We start from the raw sequence: 17692 nt of genomic DNA, 5'->3' as shown, positions 1-17692 counted from the left end.
GTTAAACGACCTTAATATTATTTTAACATTATAAAAATATAACCATAATATTACAAAAGAAACCAAAACAATAGTGCAACAAAATTGTTTTTGAATCCTCTTTAGTTACTTTTTATTTAATTCCGCCATAATTTGATCCAGTAAGTAGCTGATCGCACCGTCGCTCGTCTGCGGCAGTCGTGTCGACATTTCAACCTCAGCACGGTTGCCCACTACACCCTTGGAAGTAACTGCAGTACTACCATATTGATTGAGCTGCGCCACCGTTGCTTCCCATTGTCTTCCCGGTGTTACGCCCATTTCCTTTAACATAGCCGGTAGCTTTTGCAGATCAATGGCTGCAGACATCTTATTTTGCTTCATTAGTTTTGCAAAATCTTTATTTACGGGAGCATTCATCTTATTCTGACGGATATCATTTAATGACAAGGAATCATTACTGACCATGACCAGATCTTCTTTCAAAAGAACATACATTGGAAAATCTTTGGCTTTCTGTTTTGAAAACGCATAAATACCATCATGCACCTGTCCAACTTGCTTTGAAACTGCCATTTCTAAACCTTTTTTTATCAGACGTTGATCTTTCGATGTGAACATCCAAATAAACACCGGAAGTGTTTCTTCCTTCGTCTTTTTCACTTCGGTTGCATTATAATCATCGTCATAGGTGTAATCGATATAATCTTTTTTGAACTTCCGAAGACCATTTACGACGACCAAGTGGTCTCCTGGCATCACCTCGGCAATGGCCTTTTCATCTAGCGCTATTTCGAGAGCCATCAATCCCCATTCCAAAACGTCCTGTTGAGGTCCCAATAGACCGCTATAATATTTTGCCATATAAGCAGGCATCTCCCTCAGATAAGCCTCCGAATTAATATTCACATTAAAAAACCCTAGTGTTTTATCCGTTAAATATTTACTGAACTTCGAATTAGGCTTTCGCGCATACATTCTTTTGGTCATCTCAGCAAGGTCCTTATCTAAACCTACAGATCCCTTTAATTTCAGCACATTGCCCTCTTGCACTAAATCCAATACCCCGTCTTGATAACCCGTCTTGAATTTATCCAGTTTGATTCCCATATAATAATAAGGAAGAGAGGTGGTATAAGGCATAAGACCACGGTACAGATCCTCTACATGAGGAACATACAATCGGATAAGCCCGAGATTCTTTAAAACCTTCTGCTGATCTGCAATTGACAAAGACTTATGACTCCCTGAAACCAAACGGGTAACCTCGTTCAATAACCATTTATCACGTAAGCCGTTACGAATCGAATCGTTTTTCCGATTTTGATCTTCATAGGCCGTATAAAGCGAATCGTAGTAACTTGGATCATGCATTTCTGCCGCGTCAGCCGCTGCATCCGCAGCCGCAGCAATATCAACAACTGGAGGTAATACTTCCGTCGCACCTAATACGACAGTATCTGGTTCCACAGCAACAGCAACCGGCGGCGCCAAACTTTCATCTGCATCCCAGACTACGGCAGCAGAGTCCATTGCGGCTACAGTCGTATCTGCCCAAGCATCTTCGTCATCAGCTGGACGCGCGACGTAGTCTACCTTTTTGATTCCATAACGACTAGCAATTGAATCATTGTCCAAAAAGGTGGTATTTGTCGTCGCCGAAACAAATCGAGCGATCCGATCGTTGTATACCAACATACTCCCCGCCTTGAGGCCTATGCTCGTATAGCCATTTGCAAATGTCTTGGGTTCACCCGCCTCATGAAGCAGTTTCTCAAATTGCCCCTTGTTATTCAGGGAAAATATAAATTCCGTAAAACTGATACTATCGGTTTTCCTGGTATAAAAATAGGCTGTCTGGGACAGGTCTACCCCCAAATTCTTAATATCATTGTTCGCTGAAATTCCCGATTTCTCAAAAAAACCAGTCTTTTGGAGTAACTCGTTCAGTTTATTGGCATTTGCTTTCTGCACAATGTCTTTCATATGGAAAGCTGCAATCATTTCTGCATCCTCGGGGATTTGTTTGATCAAGTCCTGCGCCTTTACAGTTGTCCCAAAAGACAAACAGGCTAATCCTAGCAGTATAAATTTTGATTTCATCGTATAAATAATTTTTCAGCTACACCGAACCTGCTCTATAGAAGCGCTTTCAGCAACTAAATGAAGTCCCGGTTTCACCAATGTTATAGGTTATTTTGTTAATGTGATTTTATTTGCCAAGCTCGATTTACCATAGACCAAATCCATAAATGGTAGTTTTAGCAAAACCCCTTTCTTATTTCCGGCAACCTTTGCAAGACTGTTTGCCTGAGATACAACCGGTTTTTCAAAACGTACAATCTGCGTATAGAATGCGTCCGCAAACTGAGTTGTATTATCGTTTCCCAGTTGATTAAATTTTGCTTTCCAGTCAGCAGAAGCCACAAATTTGCGTTCAAATACATGGCTTTGTGCGTTATAATAATAGCGGTTTGAATTCGATATCTTCGTTTTAAACCGATTTGCCAATATATCCGAAAAGGCGTTCAAGGATTCTATCTGGCTGAAATCACAGGAGATATTAACGATATAATTGGTAAAATCTGTGCTGTACTGTACATTAGAAATTCCTTTAGTTTGTTTTAGTAACTGAACAGCAGATCGAATCTCTTTCTCCATGTCCGCTTGAGAAGGTATACGGATGCCTTTAATACTTTTCATTTTCATTAAAGAAGATACCTTGGTTTTACTTTTACTCAAATTTAATGTGGCGGCAATCTGTCCGGAACCGTCTGATTTTAAGTCGATCTGCTCAACAAAATCAAAGCAGCTCGATGCCGTCAATACCATGACAACAGCACAGATAATCACATAAAATCTATTCAATTTTCCTTTTACTTTAAATACTTCTTCCATTACAACCTCGTAACGATTAATAATTTGTCAAATCAATATATGTTTTGACATGAACAGCAAACATTGTGCTATTTTTTTCCTATTGACAAATTTATTAGAAACGAGAATATATTTTACTACCTGATTTCAGGGAAAAATGAAGAAAATCAACACCTTCGTATTAATTTTTTCCAAAAGGAATTAAAAGCGTTACCCTAGTACTACACATAATAGCACAACAGCAACCTAAAACAAATGATTTTTAAACAAGTATGGAACACATACTGTTAAATATTTTATCAATTACCTATATTATTGTCTTAACAACTGTTTGAGATCTTTAAATATACTACAAGTGAGATACTATAAAAGCGAAATAGTGCCTAAAATATCTATCTAAAGATCAATCCAATACAAACCTTATAACCGGGATTACTAAAAAGATCGCTGTAACTTCTAGTGAACTTAACTATTTTTGCCATCACTTTATCAATATACACTAGCTATTCATATGACGAACAAGACCAAAGCGATACCGGATCAAAATATATTCCGGATAGCCTACATTATAATTGCATTGCTTACTTTTAACTCCTGTCAGAAAACGGAAACTAGAATTGACCGAGCAGCGGTGCAATTTACCCCTACTATTGTCGGTCAAATCAACACACAAACGACAGAGAGTTCCTGGAATAAAAGTGATCAAATCGGTGTATATATGTACAAAGCCGACCAACCTTTGGCAGCAATTTCGCTTATCGACCAGGTCAAAAATTACCCCTTCACTTTTAACGGTTCGGTTTTTCAAAGTAACAGCCCGGTTTTCCTACCGAATGAAAACGTGGACTTTATCGCCTATTATCCTTACAGATCACTGGCAGACTTTCAATATCCCATCAATATAAGTGACCAGTCCAACCCGGCAGCCTTAGACCTGATGTATGCAAACAATGCCAAAAACATCGGTAAAAACAATAATACAGTACCACTTATTTTTGTACGACAACTGAGCAAAGTCAACATTAAGCTATCCATAACCAATACAGCCGCATTGGAAGCCAATCAGATTATCGTAAAAATGCCAGCTATAAGCATCCAAGGAGGATTCGATTTGACAACAGGAAAATTGACTGTTAATTCAACCGAAAAAAAGGATGTGCAAAAAAAGGTATCACTAAATACCAATAAAACCGCCCGTATAGAATTTATGCTACTTCCTGGCGAAGATATCACAGGAAAGGCCATTAAGTTTATTGCCACTAATGGCGATACCTATACCTGGACAATACCCCAAAATCGGGATTTAAAAAATCTAACAGCCGGAAGCCAATATAGCTTTGATATCAACATTGACAATGGAAAACTAAGTGGCGGGATTGGTGAATCACAAGCTTATCTGGAAATACCCAAAATGAGCAATCTCAGCAGTGATGAGGTATTTATACAACATTTTATGCCCGACTCAAGCGATAGCAGAAATTATGCGATGCTATATGACAAAAAGCTAAAAATGGCATATTGGGTTGCATACCCCTTATACAACAGTGTGCTAGGGTCGGGCAATCGTACGGATGCCTGGGGTTACGATCCTGCCGTATCAACAGCATTTCAACCCAATCTATTTAAGGGATTTCAGCCAACAGGGTACGACAGAGGGCACCAATTGCCAAGTGCAGACAGAAATCTCAATATTGCTCAAAATAAAACAACATTTTATTTTACCAACATGACAGCACAGGTTTCACGACTTAACCAAGGTATTTGGGCAAACCTCGAAACGAAAGTCAGAACCTGGACTGCACAGTGTGACACGATGTATGTCGTAACTGGCGCAATACCTAAGACCAGCACTGAAAACAGCCTCGATTTTGCGCAGGACAACGATGGAAAAGATATTGCCAAACCAAAATACTATTTCAAAGCCTTGGCAATGAAAAAAGGAAACGAATATTATACCATTGGTTATAAGATTGACAATGTCATTCCACCTTCAGGAAGCACGTTCGAAAATTATAGGTTAACCGTAAGCGAACTGGAAAAAATAACTGGATTCACTTTTTTCCCCGATCTAAATGATACACAGAAAGGAAATATAAATACCTCCATTTGGAAATAATTAAACTCCATTTAATCTCACTATTCTACCATGGTTCAACCGCAATTTTTACTAGATTTATCAAATGAAACTTATCATATTTGATCTGGACGGAACACTGCTAGATACATTACAAGACCTGGGGGACAGCTGCAATGCTATTCTTGAACAGCATGGATATCCAACGCATCCACTCGTTGCTTATAAGAAATTTGTAGGCAATGGCGTACAGAAACTCATCGAAAGGGCATTGCCCGAAGAAGCACGAACGGCAGAGACGATTACAGTCTTACTTGGAGCTTTTAAAAGCTATTATGAACGAAAACCTGTATCGCATACACGGCCTTACCCGGGAATTGTATCGCTGCTTCAAGAATTGAAGTCTTTAGGTTACCTCATCTCCGTGGCGTCCAATAAATACCACGAGGCAGTCATCCCACTGATGCAACAATACTTCCCCGATATTCCATTTGACCTTGTCCTCGGCCATCGCGCTGGTCATCCAGCCAAACCCGATCCCGCAATCGTCCTAGATAGCCTCGAGACATTAGGTGTCAACAAACAAAATTGCCTGTATGTCGGTGATTCATCGGTCGATATGGATACGGCCAATAATGCCGGGGTAACAGCAATCGGTGTTACCTGGGGCTTTCGCGATGAAGACGAATTGAGACAACACGGGGCAAAATACATTATCCATACCCCAAGCGAGCTCCTCAATATTACAGCAACAACACTGATATAACAGAAAAACGGCACTTTAACCGATAGCGATTTAAGTGCCGTTTTTATTAGATCCATCCTAATGTCGTTGATTCGGTACCATTGCTATTGGCGATCCGATGAAATCAGGGAAATTTCCTATAATGTCCTGAGCCTACATTTTTGCATCCATTAGTTGCTCACGCTGTCCTTTTGGATGACCAAGCTTCATTTTTATAACAAAAGCCTTATTGGCAACAAATGCGTCTGGAAGTACAATATCATAGTACGTATTCTTATCCAGGTCTATGCCGATTTCAGCTTGCTTTAAAACCAAGGTTTGACCATTTTGAAGTAATGCTGCTGTTACCGGAACCGTTGTTGCATTCTTCGGTACAGCAATACGGACAATATTGTTGACGGGTCGATTAAAGACCGTAAGATAGAGATTGTCCTCTTTTTTTGTAAAATAACCCAATTTAGATGGCGCAAGCCCCGCATGCCTAACCCCATAAACAGCTTCACCATTAACTTTGATCCAGTCACCGATCTCTTTCGCCAGTTTATCCTCTCCCGGATGCATCCGACCATTTCCGTCCGGACCAAAATTCAATACGAAATTCCCGTTCATTGATACACAGTTCATCAACATATCGATCAAATCGTCGGATGTCTTTGTATAAATACCCGACCAATCTTTCATGTAGCCCCAACCATTGGGAGGTATCGTCATGACGCAATCCCAATCACGTCCTTCCAACCATTCAAATTCTTTCGGCATTTTGCGTTCCCATCCTTGCTCATAATCCCCCAGCATATCGCCATTCGAATCGAAATGTCGTTTTCCAAATTCATCGTTTCGAAAACGGCTACCGATGATTAACCCCGGATGCTTCTCGCGGAGTTCCTTTTCCAGTTTATAGGTAAAGTCATAGGACTGAATCCAGGACTGATCCCAGGTACCATCAAACCAAAAACCTTTTATCTGGGGGTAATTTTGAAGAAGCTCCAATAATTGATTACGGGTATACTCTAAAAACTTGTTGAATTTTGCCTTTTCTTCCGGTGTAGACGGCGCCTTTCCCATATAGTTTGAATTATTCCATTCCAAGATCGAAAAATACAAAAATACATCTATACCTTCGGCTGTGTAAGCGTCTACAACCTGTTTGACAATATCTTTTTTATATGGGCTTTTCTTAATGGTATAATCTGTGTATTTCGAAGGCCATAAGGCAAATCCATCATGATGTTTGGTGGTAAAAATCAGGTATTTTGCTCCCATTTCTTTAGCCTGCTTAGCCCATAGCTTTGCATCAAATCCTTTGGGGTTAAATTGCTTATATAAATTATCATAGGTGTTTTTCCAGTCCTTCGGTGCCGTAGGTCCACTCCAGGTACGAATCCATTCGGAAGCGGCCGCACCTTTTCGAGCACTTACCCCTTCCCACTCATTTCCTGGAATAGCATAGAGACCCCAATGGATAAACTGTCCTAAACCATAGCTACGAAAACGTGCCATTGCCTCATCGGTTCGATGCGCCGGCGTTAAAGGCCCATATTTTACCTCAATTCTTTGCTCCACCTTTTTGCGTGGACCAGTCCATTGGGCAGAAACAGTTTTCCCGGCCAATAGCCCTCCAGCCAACAGCAAGGTCACCATCAATCTGTTATAGCTTATCATATTTTATCTAATTGTTTTATTACCAAGTTTTCATTTGTTCTTTTCCTACGCATGCATGCAAAAGCACAAACTTTCACATCTGCATAATGCTTCTAAAAAATCTACAGTATTTATTTGATTCCAAAAGATCTGACATCATCATTGCCGATTACACCACTCCCCGTCAAAGACAAATCACTGATCTAGTTGGGATTATCAATATACTGTTTTTGCGCTTTCTTCATAACGACCGGCTCGGGATTACTGTCCTGAAATGGATCAAAGTAATAGAGCCCCTGCTCGCGATACAGCGCTAAATGCTGCTTCAACACATGTGAAAACTGATCAAAATTACGTTGCTTACCAGGTGTCCAGGCCGCTTCCGCCAATGCCGCAATTCTCGGAAAGACGAGATAATCCAATCGATTGGTATTCGTGACGGTTTCAGTCCATAGATTAGCTTGGATGCCCAATAGCTGTTTTCTTCGACCACCTAAACTGTCCAGCTGTTTGCCTGCAAAATTGTAAACATCTTGAATAGGATTAAACCCTTTGCCCCATTTCCGCCCATACCGGTGATTTTCCTGCTGCACAAAATCGAAATATAAAGGTAACCGGGGGGTAAGAATAGCCTGATATCCTTTTTCCAAAATTTTGTTGAGCTGTTCGGGTTTATCATGGCGCCACCACATCATCACAGTTTGTGCCTTGTTCAGTTTTGCGTCTACCATCTCATCCCAAACAATAATTTTCCCATTTATTCGGGCCACGGAATCCGCCATACGTCGAATAAAATACGCTTCGACCTCCTTATTCGATTTCAGTCCTTCCGCCTTTTTTAACTCCTGCACCTTTAGATCATTATTCCAGGCATCGCTACCGAAAGCAACCTCATCTCCACCCAAATGAATGTAAGTCGAAGGAAAAAGTGCTTTTACCTCGCGCAACACATGGGTTAAAAATGAATATGTCGTATTATTTGCTGGGTGAAAAGTAAAATCAGGGTGTTTTTCATTACCGCCGCCAGATAAAAATGGATACGCACGATTTGCCGCTGTTGCATGTCCAGGCATATCAATCTCAGGAATGACCTCAATATTACGTTCATCCGCATAAGCAATAATCTCACTGATATCATTTTGTGTGTAATACTGTACTTCGGCATAGGGATCGAAATAATTGCCTATACCTCCTATTTGAGTCAGCCAGGGATAACGTTGTATACTAAGACGCCAGGCAGGCTCATCCGTCAAATGCCAGTGAAACTTGTTCAATTTATAAAAAGCCATCCAGTCCAACAATGACTTTACTTTTTCCTTCCCAAAGAAATGTCTCGACTCATCTAACATAAAACCACGCCAGGCAAATTGTGCTTTATCCTTGATGTCAACAGCCTCCAACTCACGCTGATCCCCTTTCTGGGCTGCAACGGACAACAATTGGTCTAAACTTGAAATTCCATTGACAAGTCCCGATTTATCTGAAGCGTAGATTCGAATATGCGTAGGATCTATCTGCAGACGATAGGCTTCATGTTCAAGTGTGTTATCCCAGCTTACCCTAACTTGGGCTTCATCGACCTTGGTCGTAGCATAGGCCGAAATTCCGAAACGCCCAAGTAGGAGCTTCTTGAAATACACTATTGTCGGATCAAAATAAGGGTCATTTATAATGCCTATATTTCTACCTAAGATCAGTTTGCCCTTCCGTGCCTCCTGCTGCTGTGGACGTGGGATAATAGCAACCTGTGCTTCCACAAACTGCATCAGCAAGAATAGCAAAAGAAATGTTCCTGTTAATCTATGTTTCATTCGTTTTATAGTTTTTTTCTACTTATCAGAATCCTTCTTCTTCCATTCATCAGATTACATCTTCTCATGTAAAAGCATTTGTCTATGAATAGGTCCAATCACTCATTTTCGAACGTGGTTTGTGTTATTATTGACCCACGATAGCCATTGCACAAGGTAAAATAAGTATGAAAACCCAGCATATGAACGGTTTACATTGGTTCTGTCTACATTTTTCTTGTAATACAATGGTAAAGAATTTATTATTTATTACAGTAGTCCAAGTATAGTCAATCGTTTGCGCAAACCTCGAAAACGTTGTAGTAAACGAGCGCAATAAAGCGAATAAAGAAAAAACAATAATTAACAGCGACATTATAATCACTTTTAATTAAAAACAGGATCAAATAGCTGTTCTCCCCTCGGTAGTCCAATTAGTCATTTTCATTTTGTTAGCTATATTTGAAGACATAAATACAATATCCTAAGTTAAAACCGTATGATAAAAAAGATATTTTATACCTTAATCTTTATTGGAATACTGCTATTGAACGTACAAGCACGAACCGTAGTTCCATTTAATACCAGCTGGACTTTCAAAAAGGGGCCTTTTTCTACGTCGACACTAGATTATAATCAACTATTTGAAGGGAAATGGCAGCTTGTCAATTTACCGCACACCTGGAATGCAAACGATATGCAGACCAAAGAGATTAAGTCTGGTAGCTTAGGAAAAAACGAACGCTTTTATACCGGCGACGCTTATTATCGTAAGTCATTTGTGCCCGAAGCAGCATGGAAAGGCAAACGCATTTTCATTCGATTTGAAGGAGTCAATACCAACACAGAAGTATACGTAAACAATCAGCCCCTTCCGACCAAAGAAGGCAAGAATGAAATTACCTATGACAATACACAACGCAATGGAAATTATAACTTCGTGGGCAGACATCAGGGTGGTTATTCCGCATTTGTATTCGAACTGACCAGCATGCTCCAATTTGGGAAAGAAAACGAGATTTTGGTGAAGGTAAATAATGAAGCTACCCCACAGGTCATTCCTGTCAACCATACCCTTTTCCCCATGTATGGAGGTATTTATAGACCAGTCGAACTTATTGTAACCGATGAAATCAATATTGCGGTAAATGATTTTGCAGCCAAAGGAATCTACATTACGCAAAAAAATGTCTCCAAGAAAACAGCCGACGTTGCCGTAAAAATAAAAATAGACAACAAATCCGGAAAAAAACAGCCTATTGAATTACTAACAACGGTTTTCGAAAAAGACGGATCGATTAAAGCCAAACAGAATACGCCTTATACATTACTACCACAGGGCCGCCAGATTGTTACACAACAAATCCTGGTCAAAAGCCCGCATTTATGGCAAGGTTTAGATGATCCCTACCTCTATAAGGTCGTCACGCAAATCAAAAAGAATGGCGAGGTTATCGATGAGGTGACAGCCCCCCTTGGCCTTCGTAAATTTGAGCTACGCACAGGAGAGGGATTTTTCCTGAATGATATTAAATACCCCTTACATGGCGTTTGTCGCCATCAGGATCGCCTGGGAAAAGGATCTGCCCTGAGCAATGCAGACCACGACGAAGACCTTGCGATTATCAAAGAAATGGGCGCAACATCGATTCGACTGGCACACTATCAGCAATCCGAATATTTCTATTCAAAATGTGATAGCATCGGCTTGGTGATCTGGGCCGAAATACCCTTTGTCAATCGTGTAAGTACATTCGAAGAGAATAATGCACAACAACAATTGAAAGAATTGATCCGACAAAACTTCAATCATCCATCAATTTACATTTGGGGAATGCACAATGAGGTGTATACACCGTCAGCCTATACGATCGATCTGACAACCAAATTAAACGATCTTGCCAAATCTGAAGACCCAGATCGCTATACCGTTTCTGTCAGTGGGTACAATGTTATCAACCACGCCGTTAATAATAATGCGGATGTACAAGGCATTAATCATTACTTCGGCTGGTATAATGGCGAACTGGAAGACAAATCAGACAAAGAGGATGATGTCGCCTCCTGGGCTAAACGTATCAGTGAAGAATTCAAAGATTACCGGATTATCTTTTCGGAATATGGTGCGGAAGCCATTCCCGAAGACCAAGCGGAAGAAGTTGGTAATTTTGGCAATCAATGGAGTAATCCTTCATTCTTCCCCGAAGAGTATGCCACAAAATTTCATGAGATCCACTGGGGGGTAATCGCTAAAAATCCGATTTTCTTAGGTTCCTATGTATGGAACACCTTTGATTTCGCAACACCAATTACTGGTCTTAATGTCAATCCCAGAAATTATAAAGGTCTGGTTTCCTTTGACCGTAAATTGAAGAAAGATGGTTTTTATTGGTACAAAGCCAACTGGAGCAAAGAACCGGTGTTATATATCACGCAGCGACGTATGATCAACAGAGGTAATGAAATCACCCCTATCACCGTTTATTCGAACAGAGGAGAGCCAACATTGATCATCAATGGACAAACGATCAAAGGGGCCAAAATTGGCCAGACCAATGTACATTACATCTTCGAAAACGTGAAGCTAAAACAGGGGAAGAATACTGTCGAAGCAAAAGTAATCCAAAAAGACGGTAAGGTATTAACCGACACAATTGAATGGAACTATGACCCAGCGTTTAAACAAGGACCATCGGGGCCAACAAAATCGAAAACAGAGCATGTAGGTCTATAATCACATTAGCAAAAAAGACAAAAAACAGGGGTAGCCTAAAAGCTATCCCTGTTTTTTGTTTAAGGATATATCCCCCTCGGCTATAGTGATCATCATATCACTTACCCTAATTTCAAAAAAGTATTAACCGATAAAAGCGGGTCGTTTACCGAGATTGTCTCGAGACTGGCCTAATGCCCCTCTTCAGGCCCATATTTGCTTCCTATCTTTGAGTCATCAAATAAGAAATAAAAACATTAAAAATAAACATCATGGCAACTAAAACAACATTCAGCATCAACAGTAAAACAATTACTAAAGCTTTTCAAGATCTTTTTGATTCCTTCAAAAGCTCCCGTTTAAAAGTTTCATCCAAGAATGGACAAGAATACTTAAATATCTCCTTGTTATTGGCTGTAATCATCGGAATTATTTTCCCTGTAGCTTTCATTGCACTGATTATTCTTAGCCTGATTGCACCTATTGAAATTGCAATCCTTCAAGAAGTAAAGGAAGAGCATGCAAATCAAAAGATGATTGAGCTCAAATAAATAAAGCTTCTATACCTTGTAAAGAGCTAGGGCTATCCAACGGTTGGATAGCCCTAGCTCTTCTCTTATTTCCTTTCTATCTTATCAAACGCTGTATTAGGGGACAAATTAAAAGTAAAGTTCCCTTTTGAATCCACGCCGCCGGCACCTCTGACGCGGGCTTTGATCTCATACTTCGATTGCGGATTATAATTTGTTACTGTAAAATTGTAATAAAAAGGTTTGACCTTATTGGTTCCTCTAAATTTATCCGCAAGTGCGTGATGTCCATCTTCTGCGATGACACGCCCGTCCTGCAGTAATTGTACAGCATCAATCTCCAGAAAATTCTTACCGTCCACAAAGAAAAATCCAGCTTGTGCCCTTCCGTTATCGTAAATCTTTTTCGTCACATCAAAATTCAGAAAACTATACGATTCCCTGATATCATTGGGCCCCCATGCCCCCGCAATATATCCCCCGGGACGATAATAATCAATACGCATGGAATCCAATCTTGGAAGATTTGCATCCAATCGCTGATTGAAAGCTTCGTAATCTTTAGCTGATTTGGACGACCATCCAATTTCGGCTACGGCAAGTAATCTCGGAAAATTCTGTACGTTCAGATCTTTAATATCTTGCGCCAAAGCAGTCCACATATTTCCCTGAACACCGAGGACAAGCTGCTCCTCGGCCGGACTAAGCCCCGCAGAAGGGTCAAATTCGTACACTCTTTTCAGCGAATTTATTTGAGGATAGGCCAAATCAGTCATTGTTCCATCGTTACGATCAGCCTGGGTAATATCAAAATAGAGATGAGAGGCAGGAGTGGCTACCGCTTTAAACCCGTCTTTAGTTGCCTCCTTGATCGCTTCTTCACCAAGCCAGCTCATAATTGCTGTACTTTTCGGCAAGTTTTCCGCATCGGCTAAGATATCATTCCAGCCGATCGGTTTTTTACCTTTTTGAACAATGATAGCAGAAACACGTTGTACGAAATAACTCTGTAGGGCTTTGACATCCTTAATCTGGTGTTGCTTCATAAAATCCTGCACATGCGGCTCTTTTTCCCACAAATCATGACGAACCTCATCCCCTCCAAAATGAATATAACTACCCGGAAAGAGATTAGCGATTTCGGTGAACACATTATTCAAGAATTCATACGTAAACTCTTTTGTGGGATCCAGTGTATTGGGGGTAAATTGATTTCCCCAGTATCCCCAAGATGACACAAAAGGAAAGATGTGATTGGGATAAGAATTCTTGTTGACCCCAAGTTCAGGATAGGCTAATATGGTCGGCCATGAATGTCCGGGGACATCAATCTCGGGCACAATCGTAATATTACGCTCCCGCGCATATTGGACAACTTCCTTGATCTGCTCCTGTGTATAAAATCCACTGCGTTCTGCAGGTTGCTTTTCTGTTCGATGAAATACCGTCGCATTTTCCAGTGTCAATTTCGGATACTTCTTTATTTCAATACGCCAGCCCTGATCATCCGTCAAATGCCAATGAAAAGTATTCATTTTGTACAGGGCCATGACATCCAGATACTTTTTCACGGTTTTCACATCAAAGAATGTCCGGCTTACGTCTTTCATATAACCGCGCCAATGATAACGCGGATAATCTTTAATGCTCACTGCCGGAATATTCCAGCTTATTTCTTTGGTTGGGTTACTACCCTCGAAAGCTGTCGGTAAAAGTTGGCGCAGTGATTGCGTTGCATTGAAAAGCCCATGGGAACTTTTTGCTGTCAGAACCACTCCCCGATTGGAAACCTCAAGCTGATAACCTTCATCATTTGGGATGGACAGTTTAGGGTCTAGTCTAAATTCAATGCTATTGCTCGCCTGTTTCCTCACATTCAGGGGATATTGCGTTACTTTTCTCAGCTGCTCAACAAACAAAGACACATCCTTCACATCGCAGCCTTTAAAACTTAAAGTAGTTTGTGGATTTAACTGAAACTGGCCCGCTCCTATATTGATTTCCTGAGGCTTGGGGATAATAGCAACCCCAGACTGTGCATGGAGTCCTCGCGCAAATAAAAGGGATAACGCGACCGAACAGAAGAGTGTTTTCATTAAAATTTAAGTTTTTATTTCTAAATAAAGAGGTCCTAAAAAGACCACCTATGGGTTTCACTATGCAAAATAAAAAATAAAATAGGATCCTTCCACACCAACTTTCAATCAAACGATTGTGTAAGATTTTGAAAAAGTAGCTGACTGGCTACAGCAGTCAGCGGCGGATATGATTTTTTAGTATTAAATTTGACTTCCAGACAAAACAAAATAGGCTATAGTTAACTTATTGGGGTGAAAGAACAATAACGTGAAAAACAGTAAAAAATTATTTATTATCAGGACAGTTTTAATTGCCTTCCTGATTCTTTCCTTGGTCTATATCGGTTCGATATTTACCTATCAGTATATTGAGTATCAAAAGACCGAAGCTCGTCTAAATAAAGCATATAGTTCTAAAAATCAATTGACCAATCTTTTCTACGAACTCTTCTCATCCTATAATGCTGCCGGAAATGCTTTTCGTTCCTATACCGTAGACTTCAGTTCCGAAAATTTAAAGCATTATAGCAACAGTTTAGACACGCTACGATTTTATATTGACTCCCTCTCTAAATTATCTTCCCAAAAAGGACTTACTGCTGCTACAAATACCTCTTTGGAACAGAATATTTCGCTTTCGGACGAATTTGCACAGATTAAAAAATCTGTTGATAACATGATTTTTTTGGCAAAAGACTCGCTTTCACTCTTGACTAACGCAAGCAGAACCATTCGACCTGGGAACAATCGGATACTTGCAGATTCTGTTGTCAATAAAATATTACGCGATACCGCACTCAATGTAAGTAAGAAGGACACCATTGTCCGAAAGAAAGAAAAACTCTTCAACAGAATTTTCAAAGCGAAGAATGACACGTTAGTTGCTGATAAGCTGCAACAGAATTTCAACGTTAATCAAATCAAGGCCATACATAGCCAGATCCAAAGTTTGATTGAACAGAACGAAACATTTCACCGGCAAGATTTCAGTAAGATTCGTCGTTCATTTGCTGAGCTTCAGCACAAGGAAAGACAATTGCTACAATCGAATTACAACTTATTTAGTACCATTAGCACGGCCTTGCTGCGGATTAAAACCCATGAAGATGAGACATTGAGGGCTGCTGAAATTCAAGATTTCAAACTTTACAGGGAAAACTCTTCCATTTTTGGCAAACAGGTCATCGCTTCTATTATTCTTATGATTATTATGGTGACACTGCTGTTGTCTTACCACTATAATACACTCGTCTATGAGCGTAAGCTTACCGCTGCACGGGACTATGCCTTACAGACATCAAAGGAAAAGGCCAGTATATTAGCTAATATAAGTCATGACGTACGGACACCGGTCAATTCATTGGTCAGTGTTATTGATTTGCTGAAAAGCAATGCAGCGAACAATCGTGTCGATCCCGTTTTATTAGACTCCATAACACAGGATATCCATGTAATCAATGATACTGTTGAAGATATTCTGAATCTCGGCAAGCTAGAGTCTGGCACACTGGAAATTAAGGCTGAGTATTTTTCGCCAACGCAATTGCTTGCCAACCTCATTAAAATGCAAAAGGCTCAGGCAGATAAAAAAGGACTGAAACTCATTAGTTACATTGATATCGATCCCAACATCTTAATTAAAAGCGGTACATATCGTGTACGCCAGATTGTTTCCAATCTGCTGAGCAACGCGATTAAATATACAGATAAGGGTCAGATCGAGGTGAAAGCCTTTATCAGCAACGATCAGGGCTCCAAATTACATATAGTAGTTAAGGATACAGGAAAAGGTATTTCTGCCAAAGATCAAGGACATATTTTCGAACAGTATTATATGACCGATCAGAAATCCAAGCATAGTTTTGGATTGGGATTACATATTTCTAAGCTCATGGCCGAACAGCTAAACGGAACCTTAAGCGTTAGCAGTCAACAAGGCAAAGGATCAACATTTACTTTAGTTGTTCCGTTTACCGAAGAAAAGAAAATTAGGAAACAAATGGCAAGCTTAGACAAACTCCCAAAAGAGCTACGCTTTGTCGTTATTGACGATAATCCGATCAATAATCTATTCGTAAAACAAGCATTGCAACATTTCGAAGATGTGAAAATCTATCAGGATTCATCCATAGCAATAGCCTACTTGAAGGAAAATAGAACGGATATTATTATCACCGATCTCAAAATGCATGGCCCTAGCGGTTGGGACATCCTCAATTCGGTTAAAGACAGTAATCTTAAACAGGCATGGAACAGCAAAGTTATCGCACTCACGTCAGACGAGTCACAAGTAACAGTGCAGATTCCCGAAGGACAGGTACACCAATTTGATGGCGTCATGACCAAACCTCTGGACAAAATTATTCTTGCTCAACTTATAGCAAGAATTTCGTAAGATAAGCAGCGTAAGTAAAAGAAATAAGGGACTGTTTAAGACAGTCCCTTATTTCTTTTACGCTATATACCTGCAATACTAAAGTAACTACGATCCTTTTGGACATCCTTACGTATAGGAACATTATATTCGATTACTTAAATAAATCAGCAAGCTTAGCATCCAATTGCTCATCTGTGTCGCCATTGCCACCACCATAGCGTCCGATAATAACGCCTTGCGGATCTATTAACACTTTTGTTGGTAACGAACTGACGCCATACCCCTGCGTTACATCTTTGCTAAGATCAAAATTTGTTCCATCGAATTTTGCCCCACGTAAAACATGCTTCCAAATGCCAATTTCATCTTGTTCAACCGCCTTGTGCCACTTTGGATGCTAACTATCATTATCCATGATAACAATAATGGCGGTCACTTGGGTTACAATGCCCCGTGACTATGGCGCTACAGCATGCCAAATGTGACCAATAATGCTCCTAGCAATATACAAAAACCTCCGATACGAAAGTTTTGGAACAGGCGATGCTCTATACCAAAAGTGAGCAATAATACTTCTAGCAAGATACAAAACTTAGATACTGGAATTCTCGAAGAGGGGAGACGCCATACCACTAGAACACAGTGATGGCTGCATGACCGCCTGCTATGGAAATGTACCATTACCACTGCGGGACAGTGACAGTTGTGAAACAGCTGCCGATTGATCGGGCTCACCGACGACGCTTTGCTTCGATAACCAATAGGCGGAGGATATGCAATAGCATTGTACGGGGAAGTACAGGCAGGTAGCTAAACGAAAGAAGCCCTTGACTGTTTCCAGCAAGGGCTTCCGTGTAAAAAAAGGCACCGACCTACTCTCCCACCTGT

Annotated in this window: 10 protein-coding genes; 5 read left to right on the top strand and 5 right to left on the bottom strand. The window is 40.3% G+C overall.

The genetic code is table 11. The features are described from left to right. Positions 1–105: 105 nt before the first annotated feature. On the bottom strand, positions 106–2082 hold the full coding sequence (locus tag BGP15_RS19455) for a hypothetical protein (protein WP_286770552.1): 1977 nt from the start codon (positions 2080–2082) through the stop codon (positions 106–108). Positions 2083–2172: 90 nt separating this feature from the next. After that, positions 2173–2877 (bottom strand): hypothetical protein, encoded by a 705-nt coding sequence (locus BGP15_RS19450; protein WP_286770551.1) that lies wholly within the window; start codon positions 2875–2877, stop codon positions 2173–2175. A gap of 490 nt (positions 2878–3367) precedes the next feature. Here BGP15_RS19450 and BGP15_RS19445 point away from each other — a divergent pair, with 490 nt between their 5' ends. Both BGP15_RS19445 and BGP15_RS19440 read left to right on the top strand, forming a co-directional pair. Further along, complete coding sequence (locus BGP15_RS19445; protein ID WP_286770550.1) at positions 3368–4972, top strand: DNA/RNA non-specific endonuclease; 1605 nt, start codon at positions 3368–3370, stop codon at positions 4970–4972. 64 nt (positions 4973–5036) lie between these two features. Further along, positions 5037–5696, top strand: a complete 660-nt coding sequence (locus BGP15_RS19440) for an HAD family hydrolase (protein ID WP_286770549.1) — start codon at positions 5037–5039, stop codon at positions 5694–5696. Between the two features lie 132 nt (positions 5697–5828). On the opposite strand, the gene BGP15_RS19435 is transcribed toward BGP15_RS19440, so the two are convergent. Continuing rightward, positions 5829–7337, bottom strand: coding sequence for an alpha-L-fucosidase (locus BGP15_RS19435; RefSeq protein WP_286770548.1), 1509 nt, complete (start codon positions 7335–7337; stop codon positions 5829–5831). Between the two features lie 182 nt (positions 7338–7519). Continuing rightward, on the bottom strand, positions 7520–9127 hold the full coding sequence (locus BGP15_RS19430; protein ID WP_286770547.1) for a beta-N-acetylhexosaminidase: 1608 nt from the start codon (positions 9125–9127) through the stop codon (positions 7520–7522). 478 nt (positions 9128–9605) lie between these two features. Between BGP15_RS19430 and BGP15_RS19425 the strand changes: the two genes are divergently transcribed. After that, on the top strand, positions 9606–11840 hold the full coding sequence (locus BGP15_RS19425) for a glycoside hydrolase family 2 protein (RefSeq protein ID WP_286770546.1): 2235 nt from the start codon (positions 9606–9608) through the stop codon (positions 11838–11840). Between the two features lie 251 nt (positions 11841–12091). Beyond that, entirely contained in the window at positions 12092–12370 is a 279-nt protein-coding gene (locus BGP15_RS19420) for a DUF4342 domain-containing protein (protein ID WP_286754709.1), read from the top strand. A 65-nt stretch (positions 12371–12435) separates the two neighbouring features. On the opposite strand, the gene BGP15_RS19415 is transcribed toward BGP15_RS19420, so the two are convergent. Then, entirely contained in the window at positions 12436–14445 is a 2010-nt protein-coding gene (locus BGP15_RS19415; protein ID WP_286770545.1) for a beta-N-acetylhexosaminidase, read from the bottom strand. A gap of 250 nt (positions 14446–14695) precedes the next feature. Here BGP15_RS19415 and BGP15_RS19410 point away from each other — a divergent pair, with 250 nt between their 5' ends. Next, positions 14696–16822, top strand: a complete 2127-nt coding sequence (locus BGP15_RS19410; RefSeq protein ID WP_286770544.1) for an ATP-binding response regulator — start codon at positions 14696–14698, stop codon at positions 16820–16822. Positions 16823–17692: the final 870 nt, after the last annotated feature.

This window comes from Sphingobacterium sp. 40-24 (assembly GCF_001899705.1).
In the GTDB taxonomy this organism is placed as follows: Bacteria; Bacteroidota; Bacteroidia; order Sphingobacteriales; family Sphingobacteriaceae; genus Sphingobacterium; species Sphingobacterium multivorum.
The sequence above is the reverse complement of the archived record's forward strand: the minus strand, read 5'-3'. Positions and strand labels throughout refer to the sequence as shown.

Coding starts and splice junctions, on each gene's coding strand:
- BGP15_RS19455 (WP_286770552.1), bottom strand. CDS start 2,082: ATGAAATCAAAATTTATACTGCTAGGATTAGCCTGTTTGTCTTTTGGG.
- BGP15_RS19450 (WP_286770551.1), bottom strand. CDS start 2,877: ATGGAAGAAGTATTTAAAGTAAAAGGAAAATTGAATAGATTTTATGTG.
- BGP15_RS19445 (WP_286770550.1), top strand. CDS start 3,368: ATGACGAACAAGACCAAAGCGATACCGGATCAAAATATATTCCGGATA.
- BGP15_RS19440 (WP_286770549.1), top strand. CDS start 5,037: ATGAAACTTATCATATTTGATCTGGACGGAACACTGCTAGATACATTA.
- BGP15_RS19435 (WP_286770548.1), bottom strand. CDS start 7,337: ATGATAAGCTATAACAGATTGATGGTGACCTTGCTGTTGGCTGGAGGG.
- BGP15_RS19430 (WP_286770547.1), bottom strand. CDS start 9,127: ATGAAACATAGATTAACAGGAACATTTCTTTTGCTATTCTTGCTGATG.
- BGP15_RS19425 (WP_286770546.1), top strand. CDS start 9,606: ATGATAAAAAAGATATTTTATACCTTAATCTTTATTGGAATACTGCTA.
- BGP15_RS19420 (WP_286754709.1), top strand. CDS start 12,092: ATGGCAACTAAAACAACATTCAGCATCAACAGTAAAACAATTACTAAA.
- BGP15_RS19415 (WP_286770545.1), bottom strand. CDS start 14,445: ATGAAAACACTCTTCTGTTCGGTCGCGTTATCCCTTTTATTTGCGCGA.